This is a genomic window from Zavarzinia aquatilis (assembly GCF_003173035.1).
GTDB classification, from domain to species: Bacteria; Pseudomonadota; Alphaproteobacteria; order Zavarziniales; family Zavarziniaceae; genus Zavarzinia; species Zavarzinia aquatilis.
The window spans coordinates 55,175-76,332 of sequence record NZ_QGLE01000014.1 but is presented as its reverse complement, the minus strand read 5'-3'; the positions used below and the strand labels follow the sequence as shown (position 1 = coordinate 76,332).

Annotated in this window: 17 protein-coding genes; 11 read left to right on the top strand and 6 right to left on the bottom strand. The window is 69.4% G+C overall.

Features of this window, described 5'->3' with window-relative positions; all coding sequences use genetic code 11:
- The first annotated feature begins 3 nt into the window (after positions 1 to 3).
- The 8 genes from DKG74_RS19000 (at position 4) to DKG74_RS21860 (ending at position 10,383) form a co-directional block, all read left to right on the top strand.
- A complete protein-coding gene (locus tag DKG74_RS19000; protein ID WP_109907757.1) occupies positions 4 to 2,634 on the top strand; it encodes a virulence factor SrfC family protein in 2,631 nt (876 codons plus the stop codon).
- Positions 2,635 to 2,638: 4 nt separating this feature from the next.
- Positions 2,639 to 3,712, top strand: a complete 1,074-nt coding sequence (locus tag DKG74_RS21865) for a hypothetical protein (protein ID WP_165837763.1) — start codon at positions 2,639 to 2,641, stop codon at positions 3,710 to 3,712.
- On the top strand, positions 3,709 to 5,628 hold the full coding sequence (locus DKG74_RS18985; RefSeq protein ID WP_109907754.1) for a vWA domain-containing protein: 1,920 nt from the start codon (positions 3,709 to 3,711) through the stop codon (positions 5,626 to 5,628). The genes DKG74_RS21865 and DKG74_RS18985 overlap by 4 nt, the downstream gene beginning before the upstream one ends.
- Positions 5,628 to 6,344, top strand: a complete 717-nt coding sequence (locus DKG74_RS18980; RefSeq protein WP_207779419.1) for an ABC transporter ATP-binding protein — start codon at positions 5,628 to 5,630, stop codon at positions 6,342 to 6,344. Before DKG74_RS18985 ends, DKG74_RS18980 begins: the two co-directional genes overlap by 1 nt.
- Entirely contained in the window at positions 6,338 to 7,528 is a 1,191-nt protein-coding gene (locus DKG74_RS18975) for an ABC transporter permease (protein WP_109907753.1), read from the top strand. The genes DKG74_RS18980 and DKG74_RS18975 overlap by 7 nt, the downstream gene beginning before the upstream one ends.
- Positions 7,521 to 9,050: a formylglycine-generating enzyme family protein gene (locus DKG74_RS18970; RefSeq protein WP_109907752.1), complete on the top strand. Its 1,530-nt coding sequence runs from the start codon at positions 7,521 to 7,523 to the stop codon at positions 9,048 to 9,050. The genes DKG74_RS18975 and DKG74_RS18970 overlap by 8 nt, the downstream gene beginning before the upstream one ends.
- Positions 9,051 to 9,116: 66 nt before the next feature.
- Entirely contained in the window at positions 9,117 to 9,851 is a 735-nt protein-coding gene (locus DKG74_RS18965) for a YMGG-like glycine zipper-containing protein (protein ID WP_109907751.1), read from the top strand.
- Positions 9,852 to 9,864: 13 nt separating this feature from the next.
- Positions 9,865 to 10,383: a hypothetical protein gene (locus DKG74_RS21860; protein ID WP_165837762.1), complete on the top strand. Its 519-nt coding sequence runs from the start codon at positions 9,865 to 9,867 to the stop codon at positions 10,381 to 10,383.
- 122 nt (positions 10,384 to 10,505) lie between these two features.
- Here the strand turns inward: DKG74_RS21860 and DKG74_RS18955 are convergent, their stop codons facing one another.
- From DKG74_RS18955 to DKG74_RS18945, 3 genes are all read right to left on the bottom strand, one after another.
- Positions 10,506 to 10,754 (bottom strand): hypothetical protein, encoded by a 249-nt coding sequence (locus tag DKG74_RS18955; RefSeq protein ID WP_109907750.1) that lies wholly within the window; start codon positions 10,752 to 10,754, stop codon positions 10,506 to 10,508.
- Between the two features lie 29 nt (positions 10,755 to 10,783).
- On the bottom strand, positions 10,784 to 11,914 hold the full coding sequence (locus tag DKG74_RS18950) for a type III PLP-dependent enzyme (protein WP_109907749.1): 1,131 nt from the start codon (positions 11,912 to 11,914) through the stop codon (positions 10,784 to 10,786).
- A gap of 443 nt (positions 11,915 to 12,357) precedes the next feature.
- Complete coding sequence (locus DKG74_RS18945) at positions 12,358 to 12,678, bottom strand: hypothetical protein (RefSeq protein WP_109907748.1); 321 nt, start codon at positions 12,676 to 12,678, stop codon at positions 12,358 to 12,360.
- Positions 12,679 to 12,711: 33 nt separating this feature from the next.
- On the opposite strand from DKG74_RS18945, the gene DKG74_RS18940 reads away from it, so the two are divergent.
- Complete coding sequence (locus DKG74_RS18940; protein ID WP_109907747.1) at positions 12,712 to 14,778, top strand: protein-disulfide reductase DsbD family protein; 2,067 nt, start codon at positions 12,712 to 12,714, stop codon at positions 14,776 to 14,778.
- Here DKG74_RS18940 and DKG74_RS18935 read toward each other — a convergent pair.
- Positions 14,775 to 14,960 carry a DUF4169 family protein gene (locus DKG74_RS18935; protein WP_109907746.1) on the bottom strand — a complete coding sequence of 62 codons (186 nt, stop codon included), beginning with the start codon at positions 14,958 to 14,960 and terminating at the stop codon, positions 14,775 to 14,777. The two genes, DKG74_RS18940 and DKG74_RS18935, sit on opposite strands and share 4 nt — an antisense overlap.
- Positions 14,961 to 15,024: 64 nt before the next feature.
- On the opposite strand from DKG74_RS18935, the gene DKG74_RS18930 reads away from it, so the two are divergent.
- Entirely contained in the window at positions 15,025 to 18,447 is a 3,423-nt protein-coding gene (locus DKG74_RS18930) for an AsmA family protein (RefSeq protein ID WP_165837761.1), read from the top strand.
- Positions 18,447 to 19,340 carry a transglutaminase family protein gene (locus DKG74_RS18925; RefSeq protein ID WP_109907744.1) on the top strand — a complete coding sequence of 298 codons (894 nt, stop codon included), beginning with the start codon at positions 18,447 to 18,449 and terminating at the stop codon, positions 19,338 to 19,340. The genes DKG74_RS18930 and DKG74_RS18925 overlap by 1 nt, the downstream gene beginning before the upstream one ends.
- Positions 19,341 to 19,488: 148 nt before the next feature.
- Here the strand turns inward: DKG74_RS18925 and DKG74_RS18920 are convergent, their stop codons facing one another.
- Together DKG74_RS18920 and fumC are read right to left on the bottom strand one after the other, a co-directional pair.
- The gene (locus DKG74_RS18920; RefSeq protein WP_109907743.1) at positions 19,489 to 19,722 is read right to left on the bottom strand and encodes a ribbon-helix-helix domain-containing protein; all 234 of its coding nucleotides are present in this window, start codon (positions 19,720 to 19,722) and stop codon (positions 19,489 to 19,491) included.
- Positions 19,723 to 19,731: 9 nt separating this feature from the next.
- A complete protein-coding gene (gene fumC / locus DKG74_RS18915; RefSeq protein ID WP_109907787.1) occupies positions 19,732 to 21,135 on the bottom strand; it encodes a class II fumarate hydratase in 1,404 nt (467 codons plus the stop codon).
- Between the last annotated feature and the right edge of the window lie 23 nt (positions 21,136 to 21,158).

The following is a 21,158-nucleotide window of genomic DNA, read 5'->3' as shown; positions in this document are numbered from 1 at the left end:
CGCATGATGAGCATCGACCATTCCGCCGAAAACGAGACGCTGCGCGCCAGGGCCGCCGCCACCGGCGCGGCCGCCACCGCCGCCATCGACTGGTTCCAGGCCCATCCCGGCCGCCTGCATCAGGACGAGGCGGCGCTGCGCCGCGATTTCCGCCGCTTCGGCACCGCCGCCCGCAAGCTGGAAGCGGCGGCGACGCGGCCCATGTGCGTCTCGGTCTTCGGGCCGAGCCAGGCCGGCAAGTCCTATCTGATCTCCGCCCTCGCCCGGAAGGGGACGGAGCGGCTGATGGCGGTGTTCGAGGATCGGGCGCTCGACTTCGTCGCCGATCTCAACCCCGAGGGCGGGCAGGAAGCGACGGGCGTCGTCACCCGCTTCACCATGAAGGCGCGGCCCTGCCCGACGGGCAAGCCGGTCGCGCTGCGTCTGCTGTCGCAGACCGATGTCGTGAAGATCATCGGCAATGCCTATTTCTCGGACTTCAATCTCGAGGACGAGGAACCGCCAACGCCCCAGCAGATCGGCGAACTCTTCGCCCGGCTGGAGCCGAAGGCGCAAGGCAGCGCCGTCGACGTGCTGACGGCGGACGATGTCTTCGACCTGCAGGAATATTTCGAGCGTTACTTCAAGCCCCAGGCCGGGGTTCGCGCGCTTTCCGGCGGTTACTGGGCGCGGGCGGCGGAGCTGGCGCCGCGCCTCGCCCTCGCCGACCGGGCGGAGCTGTTCGCCGTCGTCTGGAATTTCATCCCGCGTCTGACCGCGCTGTACCAGACCCTCGTCGGCGGTCTCGACCGGCTGGGCCACGCGGCGGAGGCCTGGGTCGGGATCGAGGCGCTGGTCCCGCGCGAGACTTCGATCATCGACGTCCGCACCCTCGGCGACCTCGGCAAGCCGGCGGCGGGCGAGGCGCTGACGCTGGTCACAAGGGACGGCCGCAAGGCCCAGCTCGCCCGGGCGGAAGTGACCGCGCTGATCGCCGAGTTGACGATCGTCATGCGCGACCAGCCCTGGCCCTTCTTCGATCACACCGACCTGCTCGATTTCCCAGGCGCCCGCAGCCGCGAGAATTTCCCCGATCCGCGCGGCTTCCTCGAACAGGAAGGCGCGCTGCGCTCGGTCTATTTGCGCGGCAAGGTCGCCTATCTGTTCGAGCGTTACTGCGCCGAGCGGGAACTCACCGCCATGCTGCTGTGCATCGGCCCGTCCAATCAGGAAGTCCGCACCCTGCCGGCCATGGTGAAGGACTGGATCGACGCGACCCATGGCGCGACGCCGGAGGACCGGGCGCGGCAGGACAACGCGCTCTTCCTCGTGCTGACCAAATTCGATCAGGAATTCGAGGAAAAGGCCGGGCAAGCCGCCTCGACCGAGGGGCGCTGGACGATCCGGCTCAATGCCTCGCTGCTCGATTTCTTCGGCAAGGCCCATGACTGGCCGCGCAACTGGACGCCGGGCAAGCCCTTCGCCAACAGTTTCTGGCTGCGCAATCCCAATTTCATCGCCAAGCACATCCTCGATTACGACACGGCGGGGCGGGAATCCGGCATTCGCGCCTCCGAGGCCGAGCGGATCGCCAGGGCAAAGGCCGATTTCCTCGCCAATGGCGCGGCGCAGGCCCATTTCAGCGACCCGGAAAAGGCGTGGGACGAAGCCTTCCGCCTGAACGACGGCGGCATTTCCTATCTCGCCGCCTCGCTGGAGCCGGTATGCAACCCGGCGATCAAGCGCCGCCAGATCGAGGAACAGCTGCGCGGCTTGCGCCGGGCCATGCTCGAGCGGCTGGCGCGCTATTACATCTCGGGCGACCTTTCGGTCGAACTCGAGAAGCGGCGTGGCGCCGTCCGCGCCTGCGGCCGCCGGCTGGTCGCCTGTGCCGGGGATCAGAAATTCGGCCAATTGCTGCGCGCGCTTCAGGTCTCGGCCGACACGCTGGTCGGCCTATACTACCGGATCGAGACTGAGGCGGCCTCTGACGAGACCGCGCAGGCCGAAGGCGGCCCCGCGCTCGGCCGGCGGCCGGACGCGCAGGGCATGATGGATGCCCTGTTCGGCGACGGGCCGGTGACCTCCGAAGTGCCGGCGCCGCCGCGCCGCGCCCGCGATCAGGCGGAGCGTTTCGCCGACGCCGCGATGGAACACTGGATGGAACAGATTCACGCCCTCGCCGACGACGGCCCCTTGCGGGACGGTATCGGTCTCGACGGGCCGTCGGCCGCCACCCTCGCCGAGGAACTGGGCATCGGTGCCCGCCGCCTCGGCCTCGGGCAGGCCATCGCGGCGCAGGTCCGCAAGATGTCGGCCTTCCGTGCCCGCCCGGGCGATGCCGCGGCCAAGCCGGTGACGGCGGCGGAAAGCCTGATCAACGCCTATGTCGACCGGCTCGGTTTCGATGCCCGGCCGCTGGCGGCGCGGCCGCAGAACCGGGCGACGGGCAAGCCGATCTTCGCCCCGCCGCCGCCCGCCGGGGCTTACCCCAAACTGGCCGAGGAACCCTCGGCCTATGACCAGACCTTCTATGTCGACTGGATCGCCGGGCTGTTCGCCCTGACCGACGAGAATGTCTCGTTCAAGGACGGCGAGGCGGTCGATGTCGAGGCCAATGCCCGCCTTGGCCGCCTGATCGCGGCGCTGGAGTAGGGCCATGGCCGATCCGATCATCCGCGTCGTCGAGGACAAGGCCCAGGTCGAGGGCGGTCACGCCATTCTCGTCGTGGAGGGGCGGGGCCAATATGTCGGCAACGGCAGCATCGGCATCCGCCGCCTCGGCTATGAGGCCGCGCATCTGTCGGACAAGGGCTGGCGCATCGCCGAAAGCCGGGTGCTGGCCGACCGCTATGAAGTGCGCGACGGCACGGTGCAATTCTATCTCGGGCCGGAGGTGACGGAATTCCTCACCTCTGACGATCACGTCGCCATCGACATCGACGGCATCGCCGGCGAAGCGGTGCTGGCCTGGCCGGCGATCACGCCCCATTACGGCGGCAAGGCGCAAGGGCGCCGCGTCGCGGTGAAACCGGCCGCGCCCCCACCGCCGCCTCCGCCACCACCGTCGCCGCCCCCACCGCCCCCGCCGCCCCCGCCGCCCGACCCGGAACCCCTGCCGCCCCCGCCACCGCCCCCGGTGGACACCATGCGGGCGGAGCGCATGGTCGACGCGCCGCCGCCCAAGCCGTCCTCACGCGGCTGGCTGATCGGTCTCGCCGCGCTGGTCGTCATCGCCGGGGTGGGGATCGCCGCCTATCTCTTTTATACCAAGCCGTCGCCGGCTCCTGCGCCGGCCCCCGGGCCGGTCGCCGGGGTTCCGGCGACCCCGACGCCGACCGCTACCCCTGCGGGCGAGCCCGGCGTGCAGGACATCGTCCGCGCCGCCGGCACGCCGCAGGAAATCTACGACTGGGCGCAGAAGTTCAAGGCGAAGGGCGACGTGCAGGGCATGTTGCTGCTGCTCGAGAACGCGGCGGAGCGGGGCCATGGCGGCGCCATGCTCGACATCGCGCGGCTTTACGACCCGGCGAGTTTCGTCGCGGGCAAGCCGTTCTCCAAGGCCAATCCGGGGCAGGCGGCGAAATTCTACCGCAAGGCCGAGGCGGCCGGCGTCGCCGAGGCGAAGCCGGCGCTGGAGGCCCTGAAGGCGGTCCTGCAGAAACAGGCGGCGGCTGGCGATGCCGAGGCCGCGGCGGCGCTCGCCACCTATTGGCCGGAGGGGGCGCAATGAGGCTCTTCCGCATTCTCCTGCTTCTTCTCGCCGGGCTCGTCGCCGCGCAGCCGGCCCTGGCGCGCGAGCCCCTGCTGATCGAGGGCAAGAAGACCCTGTTCCAGCGCGTGCTGTCGCGCCCCGGCGCGCAGCTGCTGGCCGATCCCGCCGCCGTCGAGGGCAAGGCGGTCGATGCCTTCACGGTCTATTACGTCTATGGCAAGAAAAGCGCGGGCGGGCAGGATTTCGTCGAGGTCGGGCGCAATGCCCGGGGCGATACCGACGGTTACATCCGGGCCGACCAGACCATCGAATGGAAGCAGAGCCTGACGGTCGCCTTCGCCAATCCGGCCGCGCGCCAGCGCGTGCTGTTCCTCAAGGATCAGCCGGCGCTGGCCACGCTGATGGCCTCGCCCACACGGGCGGCGGATGCCGAGGCGATGCGCGCGGCGGCCATCGGCGACCGCCTGCCGCCGGACAGCCCGGTCGCCGCGATCGAGCCGCCGACCTATGTCGACATCGCCAAGCAATTCTATCTGCTGCCCATCCTGTCGTCGCAGCAGGTGCTGACCGACGACGGCTTCCCCTTGCGCCTGCTCGAAATCGCCTCGGTTCCGGCCGCGCCGTCGGCGACACCGCCGGTCGCCGTCGATCCCGCCGCGGCGCTGAAGGCTTTCAAGGTCGGCATCACCGTCGTCATCGACAATTCGACCTCGATGCAGCCGCAGATCGAGCGGACGCGGGAGGCGGTGCGCCGTATCCACGACAAGCTGAAAGGCACGCCCTTCGCCGACAATATCCGCTTCGGCGTCGTCGGTTTCCGCGACAACGCCAAGGTGACGCCGGCCCTCGGCTATGTCTCGAAAGTCTTCTCCCCGCTCTCGCCGGACACCAAACCGGAAGAAACGCTGGCCGCGCTCGACGCCATGAAGGCGGCCGATGTTTCCAGTCCCAATTTCTACGAAGACAGTTTCGCCGGCATCAAGACGGCGATCGACCAGATGGACTGGGCGCCCTTCGGCGGGCGCTACATCGTGCTGATCACCGATGCCGGCAGCCGCGCCGGCAATGATCCCCTGAGCGAAACCCGCCTCGGCCCCGGCGAGTTGAACCAACTCGCCCGGCAGAAGGGCATCGCCACCTTCGCCCTGCATCTGCTGACCCCGGCGGGCACGGGCGATCACGCGCGGGCCAAGGCGCAATATCAGGAACTGACCCGGTTTCCGGGCGCCGGCAGTCTCTATTACGGGGTCGAGGGCGGCACGGCCGAAACCCTCGGCCAGGTCGTCGACCAGCTGGTCGACACGCTGATCGCGCAGGCGCAGGCGACCGTCGCCGCTTCCGCCCCGCCGCCGGCCGCGGCGCCCGCGGCGGGCGCGGATATCGCCCGGCAGGGTGCCATCGTCGGCTACGCCATGCGTCTCGCCTATCTTGGCCGGGTGCAGGGCACGCGGGCGCCCGATGTCTTCCGCGCCTGGGCCGCCGACCGTGACACCAGGGATCCGACCCTGCCAGCGCTCGACGTCCGGGTGCTGCTGACCAAGAACCAGCTGTCCGACCTTGCCGGCGCGCTGAAGACCATTCTCGACAAGGGCGAGCAAAGCCGACTGTCGCCGCAGGATTTCTTCGGCCAGCTGCGCTCCGCCGCCGCCGCGACCGCGCGCGACCCGTCACAGGTGCGGAATATCGGCAATCTGGGCGATCTCCTCGGGGAATATCTGCAGGACCTGCCTTACCGCAGCCAGATCCTTGGCCTTGGCGAAGCGGAATGGCTGGCCATGGGGCCATCCGCCCAGCGCGAAGTGCTGGACACCATCGAGGCGAAACTCCGCCTCTATGCCGAATTCGACGCCAGCCCCAACCTCTGGGTCTCCTTCGGGCGGGGCCAGGCGGCGGGTGACAGTTATTACCCGGTGCCGCTGGAGGCGCTGCCCTGATGAGCCTGATGGAGGCGGCGGGCCTCGTCCGTCGCTGGCAGGCGGAAGGCCGGGCCTATGAGGTCGAGGTGGAGCGGTTGAGCATCGCCCCCGGCGACCGCATCGCCCTGACCGGGCCTTCCGGCGTCGGCAAGAGCACGCTGCTCGACCTTCTCGCCCTCGCCCTTGCGCCCGCGCGGGCTGGGGCCTTTTCCCTGAGCGCGGGGGGCGAGACGGTCGACCTCGCCGCCCTGTGGCGCGACGGCAAGCGCGAGGCGCTGGCGGCTCTGCGTGCCCGCTTCATCGGCTATGTGCCACAGACCGGCGGACTGCTGCCCTATCTCTCGGTCGAGGGGAATATCGCCCTGACCCAGCGCCTGTCGGGCCGGCCGGATGGCGCCTGGCTGCGCGACCTTGCCCGCCGTCTCGATATCGCCGAACTTCTGCCCCGCAAGCCGGAAAGCCTGTCGGTCGGCCAGCGCCAGCGCGTCGCCATCGCCCGCGCGCTCGCCCATCGCCCCGCCCTCGTGCTGGCGGACGAGCCCACCGCCTCGGTCGATCCGACCCGGGCGGGCATCATTCTCGACCTGCTGGTCGAGGCCGGGGCGGCGGCGGGCTGCGCCCTCGTCATCGCCTCCCACGATATCGCCAGTCTCGCCGGCCGGATGGACAAGGCCCTGACGCCGACGGTCGAGGCGGGGGAGGGCGGCACGCGGGCCGTGTTCAGGCCATGCTGAGTCTCCGCCTCGCCCTTGCCGACCTGTGGCATGAGAAGGGGCTGAGCGCCTGTTTCGTCGTCGCGCTGGCGGCGATTCTCGCGCCGCTCCTCGTCCTGCTCGGCTTGAAGACCGGAGTGGTCGACAGTCTGCGCGCACAGCTGCTGGCCGATCCGCACATGCGGGAAATCAATTCGCTGGGCAATCGCAGCCTCTCGGTCGAGGCGGTGGCGGAGATCGGCCGGCAGGACGGCGTCATCTTCATCGTGCCCCGCACCCGCCTGCTGGCGGCGACGGCGACGCTGGCGCGGGGCGATGGCGGCAATGCCCTGACCGCCGAGCTGATGCCGACCGCGCCGGGCGATCCGCTGCTCGCGCCCGTTGCGGCGCCGGGCGATGACGGCATCATCCTCACCCCGCTCGCCGCGCGGAAACTGGGGCTGGCACCCGGCGATGCCTTGCGCCTCGCCGTGCAGCGGAAGCTGGGCGATCAGGCGGAAGGGAAAAGCCTGTCCCTGACGGTCGCGGGCATCGCGCCGGATGCGGCCTTCGCGCGGGAGGGTGCTTTCGTCTCCATCGGCCTGCTTGCCGCGCTCGAGGATTATCGCGATGGCCGGCCGGTGCCGCGCTATGGCTGGGACGGGCCGAACGCGGCGGAAACCCGCGCCTTCGCCGGTTTCCGCGCCGTCGCCGCGCGGATCGAGGATGTCGCCGCCATCGCCGCCCGGCTGGAGGCGCAGGGCCAGCCGGTGACAACACGGGCGGATGAGATCGAGACCGTGCTGCGTCTCGACCGCAATCTGACGGCGATCTTTCTCATCGTCGCGGCGATCGGCGGGGCGGGCTTCGCCCTCAGCCTCGGCGCCAGTCTGATCGGCCATGTCGCGCGGAAGCGCGGCGAACTCTCGCTGCTGCGCCTGATGGGGCTGTCTTCGGGCGGCATGGCGGGGATGCCGATGGTTCAGGGGATCGCCATCACGGCGGCGGGCTCGGCGCTGGCGCTCGGCGCCTATGGTCTTGCCGCGCTGGTGATCAACCGGCAATTCTCGGACGGGCTGCCGGGCGGCGGCGCCATCTGCCGGCTGGACGCGGTACAGGTCGTGTCGGTTCTCGGCATCGCCCTCGCGGTTGCCCTGGTGGCCGCGACATTGGCCGGTCTGTCGGCCGCGAGGGTCGAGCCGGGGGAGGGGGTGCGTCATGGTTAGGCCGGGTCTTGTCACGCTCGCGCTTCTCGCCCTGTCGGCACCGGCCGTGGCCGCCGATTGGGAGCCGAAACAATGGAACCCCAAGCCGGCGGATGGCGACGTGGTCCTGCCCATGCCCTGCGGCGGCGACATGGCCTTCCGCCGGGTGGCGACGCCGACCGGCGATGCCGGCAGCGGCCCGCTCGACGACCGGCAGGTCACCCTCGGGCAGAGCGATCCCGAAACCGATTACATCGAGCACAGCCGCAAGGACAATCTGGCCGGCGGCCTCGTTGGGCGGGACGGCGCTCGTTCTTACCTGATCGGCAAATATGAGGTGACGGCTGATCAGTTCGCCGCAGTGATGGAGGGGAGTTGCCCCACACCCTCCGCCCAGGGGCGGCTGCCCCGGGTCGATGTCTCGTGGTTCGACGCGGTGCAATTCTCCGCCCGCTATACCGAATGGCTGCTGCAGAAATCGCCCGCCGACCTGCCCCGTCAGGGCGACACCGCGGCTTTCCTGCGCCTGCCGACGGAAGCCGAGTGGGAATATGCCGCGCGGGGCGGCGCCGCCATCTCGGACAGCGATTTCAGAGCGCGTACATTCCCCATGCCGGAAGGCGTCACCGCCTATGCCTGGGTCAGCGGGCCGTCCTCGTCCGACGGGCAATTGCGCCAGATCGGCCTGCTGAAGCCCAATCCCCTCGGCCTGCACGATATCCTCGGCAATGCGCAGGAATGGGTGCTGGAGCCTTACCGCCTCGTGCGCGTCGCGCGGCTGCACGGTCAGGCCGGCGGCATGATCGCCCGGGGCGGCGATTTCCGCACCGCCGAGGGGCGCCTGCGTTCCTCCCTGCGGCTGGAAATCCCGCCCTTCGACACGGCGACCGGGCAGGCGACCCGTCTGCCGACCCTCGGCTTCCGCCTTGTCATGACGGCGCCAGTCTCGGTCAGCCAGAGCCGGATCGACGCCCTGCGCGCCGCCTTCGCCGCCATTCAGAAAGGCCGGGCCGGCGAGACCGATCCGATTGCCCTCCTGAAGCGCCTGGCCGACGATGCGACCGATCCGGACATGAAGCGCGCGGTCGAGACTATCGCCGACAGTCTCTCGGCCGAGCGGGTGGCGCGCGACGAGGCCGAGGCGCGGTCGGCCAAGTCGACCATCTATGCCGCCGCCGCCATGATCCGTTCCTTGCGCGATCTCGACCGCCGCCTCGCCCCCGTCAAGGCGCGCTGGGAGCTGGCGGAAAAGAACCGCGCCGCCAATCCGGCCGACGCGGACGAATGGAAGACCCTCTACGACGCGACGCAGCAGGCCCTCGATATCTCGAAGCGCGCTTACCGCGACATTCTGGTGCAGACCGCCGATGATTACGACAAGGCCCGGCTGACCAAGGCCCTCGGCGTGCTGACGGCGGAATTCGAGGCGCAGAAGCTGGACAGTTTCGCCCGTTTCGCGAAACTTTTCGTGAAGCAGGTCACTGACTATGCCGCGCGGCCGGCGCAGGATGACGATGGCTGGTACAGACAGCTTGTGGAATGAGCAGGGAACCCGGCCCTGATCGCGCCGTTTTCTTGCGATAGGGATATGGGTCGTGGAGGTCTTTCGATGGTCGCGCGGGTGAAGGTCGCTGGGCTTCGTCCCCTCGGGGTGATGGTGCTGGTCGCGGCGCTGGGCCTCGGCGGCTGCGCGAGCGGCGGCGGCGGTGGCTATGGCGGTTATGATTACGACCAGCCGCTGACCCCGGCGCAGGCCGCGCTGCGCCAGCAGACCGACCGTTTCAACGACACGGTGGCGACCGGCGCGGTCGCCGGTGCCCTGCTCGGCGCCCTCGTCGGGGCGCTGTCCGATTCCAAGAACCGGGGTCGCGGTGCCCTGATCGGCGCGGCGGCGGGCGGTGCCCTCGGCGGCGCCTCCGGCTATTACATCGCCAGCCAGAACGAGCAATACGCGAGCCGCGAACAGGCGCTGGACGCCCGCATCCAGGCGGCCAGCAACGAAGCAAATTCCTACCGCCAGATCGCGGCCTCCTCGGCCCGGGTGGCGGCGGACAACCGCCAGAAGATCGCCCTCCTGGAACAGCAGTATCGCGCCGGCCAGATCTCGGCCAAGGATTACCGCAACCGTACCGCCTCGATGCAGGAAGACCTGCGGCTGATGGATGAAGCCCTGTCCAATGCCGGCGAGGTGCGCCAGAAGATCGCCGAGGACGGCAGCTATGTCGGCGGGCAGGGGCGGGCCAATCTGAATCAGGCCCAGGCCGACATCGGCCGCTCGGCCCAGGATATCGCCCGCAGCCGCGACGAACTCGCCCGCGCCCTCGCCAGCGTGCCGGACGCCTGATCGGAACCCGGATATGTCCCCCAAGATCACAAAATCCCTGTTGTTGGCCGCCGGCCTGTCGTTTGGCCTCGGCGCCTGCGCGCGCGAGCAGGACCCCAATCGCGCGGGCTATTTCTCCGGCATCGGCAATGTCGTCGACGGCACCTACGACCGCCGGGTGGCCGAGCGGGAACAGGACGCCCAGCGCGCCGAGGCCATGGCGCGGGAGATGCAGGCGCGGGCCGGCACCGCCCGGGCCGAAGCCAGCGCGACCAGCGCCGCCCTCGCCGCGGCCGAGGCGCGCAACCGCGCCCAGAAGGCGGAACTGGCCCGGCTCGACATCGCACTGCGCGAAGCCTCGCGCAACCGCCAGGCCAAGGCCGAGGAACTGGCGGCGGCCCGCGTCCGCCTCGACGCCGCGAAACGGCGCCAGCAGCAGCTGGAACAGCATCCCCCGGCGAGCGAAGCGCAGCGCAGCGCCGAACAGGCGGCGATCGACGCCGAGGTGAAGGCACTCGACGACATGATCCTGCATTCCACCCGGGCGGAGTGACCGCGCCTGTCGTGGCCGGCGGTGCCGGCGGCCAAATGACCCCGGCCCCCGTCAACGATGACCCTTCATGAATTAAAAAAGGCCGCCCTTGCGGGGCGGCCTTTTCGATGGATGCCGGTGCCTTACGCGGCGCGGGCCTGGGTGCCCATGCCGCCATAGGCGCGGTGGTTGCGGTTCAGGCGGAACAGGCGCTCCGGCGTGTCGCTCGACACGCGGCCGTCGTCCAGGCGGTAGACGACGACATGGGCGACGCGGCCCGCGTTGCGACCCTGCATGGTCGCGAAGTCGATCACGGTGCCCATCTGCTCGCCCCACAGACCGGGGACGGTGATGCGCTCGCCGACGCGGAAACCCCAATGTTCGTTGATCATCAGTAGTCCCTTTCCAACCAGAGGCGGGGTCAGATGCAGATCGTGTTCAGCGGCGCGAAGCCGTTGAAATTCACCGAGGAGTAGGAGGTCGTATAGGCGCCGGTCGCCAGGATCTCGATCTTGTCGCCGATCTTCAGATCGACGGGCAGCTCGTAATTCGCCTTCTCGTAGAGGATGTCGGCCGAATCGCAGGTCGGGCCGGCGAGGATCACGGGACCGGTGGCGCCGCCGTCATGCGGGGTGCACAGGCGGTATTTGATCGCCTCGTCCATGGTCTCGGCCAGGCCGGAGAACTTGCCGACGTCGAGATAGATCCAGCGCTTGTCTTCCGCTTCGTCCTTCTTCGAGATCAGCACGACCTCGGTCTGCAGCACGCCGGCATCGCCGGCCATGCTGCGGCCCGGCTCGATGATGATGTCGGGGATCGCGTTGCCGAAGTGCTTGTAGATCGCGCCCATCACCGCCTCGGCATAGGCCTCGAGCGGGGGGATGTCCGAACGGTATTTGGCCGGGAAGCCGCCGCCGAGGTTGATCATGCGCAGCTCGACGTCCCGCTCGCGCAGGATCGAGAACAGCTGGGCGACGCCGCCGACCGCCTTGTCCCACTGGCCGAGGTCGGTCTGCTGCGAGCCGACATGGAACGAGATGCCATAGGGGTCGAGGCCATGCTCGCGCGCCTTCACCATCAGGTCGGCGGCCATCTGCGGGGCGCAGCCGAACTTGCGCGACAGCGGCCATTCGGCGCCGTCGCATTCGACGAGAACGCGGCAGAACACGCGCGAGCCGGGGGCGGAGCGGGCGATCTTCTCGAGCTCGGCTTCCGAGTCGAAGGCGAAGAGCCGGACACCGAGGGCATAGGCCGTCGCGATGTCGGTTTCCTTCTTGATCGTGTTGCCGAAGGAGACATTGGCCGGATCGGCGCCCTGGGACAGCACCAGCTCGATCTCGCCGCGCGAGGCGGTGTCGAAGGAGGAGCCGAGGCTGCGCAGTCGGCCGACGACTTCCGGCATCGGGTTCGCCTTGACGGCATAGAAGATCTTCGCCGCCGGGAGCAGGCGGTTGAGATTGAGGTAGTTATCCTCGATCACGTCCAGGTCGACCACCAGGCAGGGGGTGGCGGGGCGACGCTCGTCGAGGAAACGGCGAATCTTCTCGGTCATGTGAGTGGTCCCAGACGTGCCGCCGTGAGGGGCGGACGAGAAACAACGACAATTCGGGTGATGTTTGGGTCTAGGCGGTCACGGCCCGTCGGGGCCGGTTGCCGGAAGTCAGTCCGGCGCCCGCATACTCGAGCGGACGGCGGCGCTGAAAGCGGCGGCGAAAACCTGCCGGCCTCCCGTTACGGAAGCGAGGGCGGTCTCTCGAATGTGTCGGTGGGCAGTGCCAGCCTTCAGGCCTTCACGGTCCAACATGTTGGTTCCCTCTCGGGTTTCGGGGCGAGCCCGGAAATTCCAAAAAGGACGCCTAACGTCGTTGCTGTACCACCGTGGGCCAAGGGCACGTGCGGGTGCGTCTGGAGCGGAGATATAGGGCAAAAATCCGGGGGTGCAAGCGGTTTTTTATGACAGCCGTCAACGCGATCCCGCAGCGTGACCGCGACCCCTCAATCGAGGCGCAATGCAGCCCAGACAAGGCAGAAATAGGTGGTCCGCTGCCCTGCCGCATTGATCTTGCTCAAGGTCGAGCCGCCGTTCCGCGACCAGCGGAAATGCAGGGTTTCATCGGACAAGGCATCGCGCCAGCGCAGCTCGATTCGGGGACTGCCCAGCGACTTCTCGCAGCACTCCGCCTCGCCGCAGCCGGCGGCGATGGCGGCGGCCCGTCCGGATGGAGGATACAGCCGCGCCGCCTCCGACGGCCGCGCGGCGCCCAGATACGGGAAAAGCGATAAAAAAGCGCAGACAGCGGCAAGGCGGCGCATCATCACTTGGCCTCAATCCTGCGTATAAGTCCTGTCATGCCACGCCACATCCCGTCGATCCGCCTCATCCTCCACGTCCTCGTTCTCGCCCTCGCGGTGATGGTGCTGCCGCGGCTCGCGTCCGCGCAGCCCGTCGCCACGGAAAATGCCGTGGCGGAACTGATCGCCGAAGGGCCGGCGGTGCCGGGGCGGACCCTGAGCGTCGCCCTGAAGCTGGTCGCCCGGCCGGGCTGGCATACCTATTGGGTGAACCCGGGCGACACCGGCCTTGCCACCACCATCGTCTGGACCGTGCCGCAGGGGGTGAGCGCGGGCGCCATCGCCTGGCCCCGGCCCGAGGCGATCCCGGTCGGTCCCTTCATGAATTACGGCTTCGAGGGCGAGACCTGGCTGCTGACCGATATCGCGGTGCCGGAGGGTTTCGCGGGCGGCACGCTTGAGCTGCGCGCGCGGGCCGACTGGCTGATCTGCGCCGAAATCTGCGTGCCCGAGGGGGCGGACCTGTCCCTGTCGGTGCCCGTCGCCGCCACCTTCGCCGCCGATCCCGCCCACGCCCTTGGCTTCGAGCAGGCGCGGGAGAAACTGCCCCTGCCCCTTGGCGAGCCGGTCGTGGCGACACGGGCGGGCGACAGCCTGGAAATCCTGCTGCCCGCGAGCATGAAGGTCGCGACCGCGCGCTTCTTTCCCTTCGACGGCGACAGTATCGTCGCCGCGGCGCCCCAGGTCTTCGACGGCAGTCGCCTGACCGCGACGCTGGAGAAGGACTTCAAGGGCACGCGCCTGTCCGGTGTGATCGTGGTCGGGGGCGGCGGCTGGACGCGCTCCTATGTCGTCGACACGCCGCTCGCCAGCGTCGCGCCAGCCGCCTCGGCGGCGACCGCTCCCCCTCCGGCGCCGGCGCCCGACGCGCCAGACATCGGCATCCTGCTGGCGCTCGCCTTCGCCTTTGTTGGCGGGCTCATCCTCAACCTGATGCCCTGCGTGCTGCCCGTGCTGTCGATCAAGGTGCTGTCCATGGCGGGCAAGGGGCCGGGGCCGGTGGTGCGCCACCACGGCATTGCCTATACGCTCGGCGTGCTCGCCTGTTTCGCCCTGCTGGCCGGTGCCCTGCTCACCCTGCGGGCCGGGGGCGAGTCCATCGGCTGGGGCTTCCAGCTGCAATCGCCCATCGTCGTTTCGCTGCTTGGCTATCTCTTTTTCGCCCTCGGCCTGTGGATGCTCGACATCGTCTCTTTCGGCAACCGGCTGATGGGGGCGGGCGAGGGGCTGGTGCGCCGGGGTGGCCTCGCCGGGACTTTCGGTACCGGCCTGCTCGCCGCCGTCGTGGCGACGCCCTGCACGGCGCCCTTCATGGGCGCGGCCCTCGGTTTCGCCCTGACCCGTCCGGCCCATGAAGCCTTCGCGGTGTTCATGGCGCTCGGCCTTGGCCTGTCGTCGCCCTTTCTTCTGATCAGCTTCGTGCCCGGCTTGGCCCGTCTGCTGCCGAAGCCGGGCGGCTGGATGGTGCGACTGAAGAAGCTGCTGGCCTTTCCGCTCTTTGCCTCGACCGTGTGGCTGCTCTGGGTGCTGGCTGTCCAGTCGGGGCCGATGGGGGTCGCGGCGGCCGGCGCCGGCCTGCTGCTGATCGCCCTCGCGGCTTTCCTCGTCCATGAATTCGGTGGTGTCGGCGGCCGGCTGGTTGGCACCGCCGCGGTGATCGGCGCCCTGGTGCTGGCCGCCATGCCGGCGGAGAGCGGCGCCGGCAAGGGCCTTGCCGATCAGGCCGGGGCGGAGCCGTATAATCCGGAGCGACTTCTGGCCCTGCGGACGGAAGGCAAGCCGGTTTTCGTCAATCTGACCGCGGCCTGGTGCATCACCTGCCTCGTCAACGAACAGGTGGCGCTGGAGCGGCCGGCGGTGAAGGACGCGCTGGCGAGCACGGGCACGGTCTATATGATCGGCGACTGGACCAACCGCGACGGCACGATCACCCGCCTGCTGGCCGAGAACGGACGGTCCGGGGTGCCGCTCTATCTGCTTTACCGGCCGGGGGCGGATCGGCCGGTCGTTCTGCCGCAGCTGCTGACCGAAGGCCTGGTGGTCGAGGCCCTGACGGGTCGCTAGGGCGTTTCGTCGTCGCGGCGGTGACCGTCGAGGCGCTTTTCGTCGAGCTGCTTCTGGGCCGCCTCGCGTTTCTTCTCGGCGCCGGTGCGGCCGAAGCGGGCCCGGTTCTCCGCTGCGGCGCTCGATGCCTCGGCCCGGGCTTTCGCCTTGCGTGCCCGGCGCAAATTGATGATGTCTGCCATGCGGCGGTTTCCGTCCTGCATCGGTGGCGGCTACAATGGCCAAAGCATTGGACGGAGACGTGATTTGCGCAAGCTTCTGATCGGGGTGGGGGCGGCGGTCGGTGTCGTGGTCGGGCTCGGCTTCGCGGCACCGCTTCTCGTCGATCTCAACGCCCAGAAGCCCAGGATTGCCGCCCTGATCGAGGAGGCGACGGGGCACCGTGTCAGCCTCGGCGGCGACATCCGCTTTACCTTGCTGCCCGTGCCTGCCGTCTCGGTCCGCGACATCGTGGTCGAGGGTGAGACGCCGGACGCCCCCAATCTCGCCACCGTCGCGGCGATCGACCTGCGCCTCAGCCTGTTGCCTTTGCTGGGCGGCGTTGTTGATGTCGCTGAAATCCGCCTGTCGAAACCCACCGTCACCTGGGCCGAGCCGACGGCGACGCCTGCGGTCGCGCCCGCGTCCGCGGGAAACGCCGAGGCAGGGCCGGGCGGCAGTGCCCCCGGGATCGCGGTCCAGCGGGTGGTGATCGAAGACGGCAGCTTTGAATACCGGCCGCGCGGCGGCGACATCCAGCGGATCGAGACCATCGAGGCCTCGCTCTCCGCCCCCAGCCTGCAGGGGCCCTTCACCGCCAGCGGCGGTGCCTCCTATCGCGGAATGCCGGTGCTGCTCGATCTCGTGCTTGGCCGCCTGACGCCGGGCACGCCCATCGGTTTCGACGCCCGGCTCGGCCTGGCCGGGGCCGGCGTTCATGCCTCGGGCAATCTGCAACTCGGCGCCGCCGGACCCGCGATCGACGGCAAGGCGGTGCTGACCGTCGAGGATGCCGCCGCCGTCACCGGCCTGACCGGGATCAGCCTGCCGCTGGCCGGGGCCGTCTCCATCGAGGGCCAGTTGAAGGCGACGCCGGCCGCCATCGCACTGGACGACCTTGTCGTCGCCGTGGGCGAAGCGCGCGGCAGCGGCCGCCTGGCGATTCAGCTGGGCGATACGCCTTCCGTTTCGCTGAAGATGCGCCTGCCCCGGCTCGACGGCGATGCGCTTCATGCCGCCTTCGCCGGTGACGCCAGCAAGACGAAGCCCGATGTCCCGGCGGCGGCGACCCTGCCCGCGGCGGAAACCGCCGCGGTCGATCTGCCGCGCGGGCTGACCGCCGATGTCGATCTGGCCATCGACGCGGTACAATATGCCGGCGCCGTCGTGCAGAAGATTGCCGTCGTCGCCACCCTGGAAGGCGGCCGGCTGACCCTGTCGAATGCTTCGGCGGTCCTGCCGGGGGGCACGGATTTCGGCCTGTCGGGCAGCGCTGCAAGTCGGGATGGCCGCCTGCGCTTCGAGGGCAGCGTCGATGTCGCTTCCGACAATCCGCGGGCCCTGACCGACTGGCTGAAGATCACGCCCGAAGGGCTGCCGGCCGACCGCCTGACCCGTTTCGGCCTGACCGGCAAGCTGGTGACCGACGGTGTCGGCGGCACGCTCGGCAATCTCGTCGTCAGGCTGGACGGCGCGACGGCGCGGGGCAGTGCCGGCTGGCAGCCGGGGCCGCGTCCCGTGGCCATGCTCTCCCTCGACATCGACCGGCTCGATCTCGACGGCTATCGCAATGCCGCGCCGGCGTTGCCGGCCTCTGCGCCGGCCACGGGCAATCCGCTGGCGCAGATCGGCGCGCCCACGGCCTCGCCCCTCGCCGGGCTGGGGTTCGATATCGCCCTGCGTCTTGCCGCGAAGAGTGTGACCTTCGACGGGCGGGATGTGAAAGCCGTGCTGCTCGACGGCACGCTCTCGGCCGAGGCCTTGCGGCTGGCCGAATTCACCGTCGGCGATTTCGCGGGCCTCGCCCTTGGCGCCAAGGGCAAGCTCGGTTTCGTCAAGGACGCGACCGAGGGCGATTTCGAGGTGCGCGCCACCGCGCCATCGCCCGCGCCCCTCTTCGCCCTCGCGGGCGAAGCGGCCCCGGCCGATGTCGATAGCCTCGGCGCCCTAGTGCTGGAGGCCCATATTACCGGCAAGCCCGACAGTCCGGTGGTCGACGCCAAGCTGGGGCTGGGCGACACGCGGCTCGCCCTCGCCGGCTCGATCGGGCGGCTCGATGCCCTGAATTTCGATCTGAAGGGGGCGCTGAGCGCGCCCGAGCTGATCGCGGTCGCCCGCCAGATCGGTCTGACACCTGCCCCGGCCGGTCCGGTGCTCGGCCCGGTCGACCTGACGGTTGCCCTGCGCGGCGTGCCGAAAAGCCCGGCCTTCGAGCTGAAAGGGATGCTCGGCCCGGCCGAGGTTCAGGCGTCGGCCGCGGTCGAGACCGAGGGCGGCTATAAATTCACCGGCCGACTGAACGGCGCGAATGGCGCCGGCATGTTGACCCGCCTTGGCCTGACCGGGCCGGTCTCCGGGCCGTTGAAACTTGATGTCGATGCGGTCGGTGGCACCGATCAGGTGAAGCTGAACGGTCTGAAACTGGTGCTGGGCGACAGCGACCTGAGCATCCGGGGCAAGATCGCCTTTGGCGCAACCACGCGCTTCGACGGGCAGGCGACGGCCACGCGCCTCGATCTCGCGCTGTTCGGCGGTGGCGCGCCCGCAGCCAATCCTTCGGGGGCTCCCGCCAAGTCAACCGGCGGACAGGCCGGACGCTGGTCCACCAAGCCGCTCGATCTCGCCGCTTTCCGCCGGATCGAAGGCACGCTCGATCTTGCCGTCGACCGCATCGTGTCGGGGCGTTTCGTACTGACCGGGGTCGCGGCCCGGGTCGATGCCGCGTCGGGGCGCATCGCTGTCTCCGGCCTCAAGGCCTTCGCCGAGCCGGGCACGCTCGAGGGGGGGCTCGTCCTCGATGCTTCCGGCGATGCGGTCGCGCTTTCGGTCGACCTCAAGGCCAACGGCTTCGATCTCGACCGGGTGACCGGGCGGCAGGGCGGGGAGCCGGGCCTGTCCGGCAGCGGTGCCCTCGTCGTCGAACTCGCGGGGCGCGGCCGCAGCACCTTCGAGATCGTCTCCAGCCTCGCCGGCAAGGGGGCGCTGGTCGCCAGCAACGGCAAGCTGCAGGGCATCGACCTCAAGGCCCTGTCGGACGGTCTTGCCACCGTGAACCAGCCGGGCGACATCGTCGGCCGCATTGCCCATGCCCTGAAATCGGGCGCGACCGATTATCGGCGCATTTCGACCGGCCTCGTCATCGACAAGGGCGTGATCCGCCTCGACGGCCTTGCTTCCGACATGGATGGCGCCAGCCTGGGCGGCGAGGGGACCATCGACCTGCCGGCCTGGGCGACCAAGGTGCGCCTTGCCCTGCAGCTGGTGGCGCCGGCCGATCTGCCCGCCCTCGGCATCGACCTGACCGGCCCGCCGGACGATGTGAATGCCACGGTGCGCAGCCGGGACATCGAAAATTACTACCTGCAGAAATTCATCGGCTCGAAGCTGCCCGGCTTGCCCGGCGGCGGGAGCGGCGGCGGCTCGGGCAAGGCCATCGTCGATCAGCTGCTGAAGGGCCTGGGGGGCAACTGATGACGGGCCGGATGACGGTTCGCCATGTCACCCGCTACCAGTATTCGGGGCCGGTGACCTTCGGCCCCCATCGGCTGATGCTGAGGCCGCGGGACAGTCATGACCTGCGCCTGCTCGACGCGACGCTGCGCCTGTCGCCGCCAGCCGAACTGCGCTGGATTCACGACGTTTTCGGCAATTCCATCGCCATCGCCGAATTCGCGGAAGACGCGGCGGTGCTGGAAATCGAAAGCACGCTGCGGCTGGAGCGATACCCTTATGTGCCGCCCAGCATGGATATCGACGCCGACGCCGCGACCTATCCCTTCATTTATGCCTCGGACGACCGGCGCGATCTGGGGCCCTTGCGCGAGACCCATTATCCCGATCCCAAGGGGCGGCTGGCCGAATGGGCGGCGGGTTTCGTCATGGCCAAGGGCACGGACACGCTCGCCCTTCTGAGCGATATCAACGACGGTATCCACCAGGGTTTCGCCTATCAGGCCCGGGACGAGGAGGGGACGCAGACCCCGGTCGAGACGCTGGAGCGGGGCAGTGGCACCTGCCGGGATTTCGCCCTGCTGTTCATCGAGGCGGCTCGCCATCTTGGCCTCGGCGCGCGTTTCGTCTCGGGCTATCTCTACGATCCCGCCCTCGACGCCGGTGCCGAGGGGGCTGCGGTGCAGGGGGCCGGCGCGACCCACGCCTGGGCCGAAGTGTTCCTGCCCGGCGCCGGCTGGGTCGAATATGATCCGACCAATGGTCTCATCGGCAGCGAAGCCCTGATCCGGGTCGCCGTCACCCGCGATCCGGCGCAAGCGATCCCGATATCCGGCAGTTTCACCGGCGATGCCGGCGGCTATCTCGGCATGGAGGTCGAGGTTTCGGTGACGCTTGGCGATGACGGCGAGTGAGGCCGGTGGTTTGATTGACCCTTGATCGTCGTCGCCTCGGCGAAGGCCGGGGCCTTTGGACGAGAGAGGCGCGCTTGCCGGCCCAGGATCCCGGTCTGCGCCGGGATGACGACAGGAGGGCGAATTCCTTTCCGTAGCCGGAAAAAACCTAGTCGTCGCCGCCCGGGAGCGGCAGCCGGCCGGCCCGCGCGGCGGCCAGCAAAAACTGGCGGATCGCGCTCGAGAGGTTGCTGTCGGGGTCGCGGCCGGTGTCAATCTCGGTCACCAGCGCGTTGATCGTCGCCCCCTGCTGCCGGGCGTAATCGGACAGGGCCTGCCAGAAGCTGTCTTCCAGGCTGACCGACGTGCGATGGCCGGCGATCTCGATCGAGCGCTTTTGCATGATACTCCTCTAGGGCTTGTCGGGACCGAGCATCCGGCGCGGGTCGACCAGCAGGTCGAAGCGATCCGCGTCGATCAGGCCGAGTTCGAGCGCGGCCTCGCGCAGGGTCTGGTCGTGGTGATGGGCGTGTTTGGCGATCTTCGCCGCATTGTCGTAGCCGATCTCGGGGGCGAGGGCGGTCACCAGCATCAGCGAGCGGCGCAAGGATTCGTCCAGCTTCGCCGTGTTGGCACGCGCGCCCGCGACGCAGCGGTCGGCGAAGGAGCGGGCGGCATCGCCAAGAAGGCCGATCGACTGCAACAGCGTCGCGCCGATCACCGGCTTGAACACATTCAGCTCGAAATGGCCCTGGCTGGCGGCAAAGGCGATGGTGGTGTGATTGCCGTGCACGCGGGTCGCGACCATGGTCAGGGCTTCCGCCTGGGTCGGGTTCACCTTGCCCGGCATGATCGACGAGCCGGGCTCGTTCTCGGGCAGGGACAATTCGCCAAGGCCGGAGCGGGGGCCGGAGCCCATCAGGCGGATGTCGCTGGCGATCTTGAAACAGGCGATGGCCGCGACCTCGACCGCCGCCGACAGGGCCGCCGCCGGCTCATGCCCGGCGAGGGCGGCGAATTTGTCGGGCGCGCTGCGGAAGGCAATTCCGGTCAGGCGCGACAATTCCTCGGCCACCCTTGCATCGAAGCCTTCGATGGCGTTGAGGCCGGTGCCGACGGCGGTGCCGCCCTGGGCGAGGTCGAGCACGCCCTGCAGCGCATGGTCGATGCCGGCGATGGCGAAGCCGAGCTGGGCGGCATAGCCGCCGAATTCCTGGCCGAGGGTGAGGGGGACCGCATCCTGCAGATGGGTGCGGCCCATCTTGATCACATCGGCCCATTCCGCCGCCTTGGCCTTCAGCGCCTCGTGCAGATGGCGCAGCGAAGGCAGCAGCCGGCGGGCGGTTTCCTCGGCGGCCGCGACATGGATCGCGGTCGGGAAACTGTCGTTTGACGACTGGCCGAAATTCACATGGTCGTTCGGATGAACCGGCGATTTCGAGCCGCGCGCGCCGCCCAGCATGTCGTTGGCGCGGTTGGCGATCACCTCGTTCACATTCATGTTGGACTGGGTGCCCGAGCCGGTCTGCCAGATCACCAGCGGGAATTCGTCGGCGTGGCGGCCGTCGGCGACTTCGGTCGCGGCTTCGGCGATGGCGGCCGCGAGTTCGGGGGGCAGCACGCCGAGGGCGCCATTGACCCGCGCCGCCGCCAGCTTGACCAGCGCGAGGCCGCGGATGATGGCCGCCGGCATCCGCTCGGCGGGGCCGCCGATGGGAAAATTCTCCAGGCTGCGCTGGGTATTGGCACCCCAGAGGCGATCGGCCGGCACCTCGATGGGGCCGAAGCTGTCGCGCTCGATCCGGGTATTGCCCATCTGCTCCTCCATATGGACGGTCT

Coding starts and splice junctions, on each gene's coding strand:
- DKG74_RS19000 (WP_109907757.1), top strand. CDS start 4: ATGATGAGCATCGACCATTCCGCCGAAAACGAGACGCTGCGCGCCAGG.
- DKG74_RS21865 (WP_165837763.1), top strand. CDS start 2,639: ATGGCCGATCCGATCATCCGCGTCGTCGAGGACAAGGCCCAGGTCGAG.
- DKG74_RS18985 (WP_109907754.1), top strand. CDS start 3,709: ATGAGGCTCTTCCGCATTCTCCTGCTTCTTCTCGCCGGGCTCGTCGCC.
- DKG74_RS18980 (WP_207779419.1), top strand. CDS start 5,628: ATGAGCCTGATGGAGGCGGCGGGCCTCGTCCGTCGCTGGCAGGCGGAA.
- DKG74_RS18975 (WP_109907753.1), top strand. CDS start 6,338: ATGCTGAGTCTCCGCCTCGCCCTTGCCGACCTGTGGCATGAGAAGGGG.
- DKG74_RS18970 (WP_109907752.1), top strand. CDS start 7,521: ATGGTTAGGCCGGGTCTTGTCACGCTCGCGCTTCTCGCCCTGTCGGCA.
- DKG74_RS18965 (WP_109907751.1), top strand. CDS start 9,117: ATGGTCGCGCGGGTGAAGGTCGCTGGGCTTCGTCCCCTCGGGGTGATG.
- DKG74_RS21860 (WP_165837762.1), top strand. CDS start 9,865: ATGTCCCCCAAGATCACAAAATCCCTGTTGTTGGCCGCCGGCCTGTCG.
- DKG74_RS18955 (WP_109907750.1), bottom strand. CDS start 10,754: ATGATCAACGAACATTGGGGTTTCCGCGTCGGCGAGCGCATCACCGTC.
- DKG74_RS18950 (WP_109907749.1), bottom strand. CDS start 11,914: ATGACCGAGAAGATTCGCCGTTTCCTCGACGAGCGTCGCCCCGCCACC.
- DKG74_RS18945 (WP_109907748.1), bottom strand. CDS start 12,678: ATGATGCGCCGCCTTGCCGCTGTCTGCGCTTTTTTATCGCTTTTCCCG.
- DKG74_RS18940 (WP_109907747.1), top strand. CDS start 12,712: ATGCCACGCCACATCCCGTCGATCCGCCTCATCCTCCACGTCCTCGTT.
- DKG74_RS18935 (WP_109907746.1), bottom strand. CDS start 14,960: ATGGCAGACATCATCAATTTGCGCCGGGCACGCAAGGCGAAAGCCCGG.
- DKG74_RS18925 (WP_109907744.1), top strand. CDS start 18,447: ATGACGGGCCGGATGACGGTTCGCCATGTCACCCGCTACCAGTATTCG.
- DKG74_RS18920 (WP_109907743.1), bottom strand. CDS start 19,722: ATGCAAAAGCGCTCGATCGAGATCGCCGGCCATCGCACGTCGGTCAGC.
- fumC (WP_109907787.1), bottom strand. CDS start 21,135: ATGGGCAATACCCGGATCGAGCGCGACAGCTTCGGCCCCATCGAGGTG.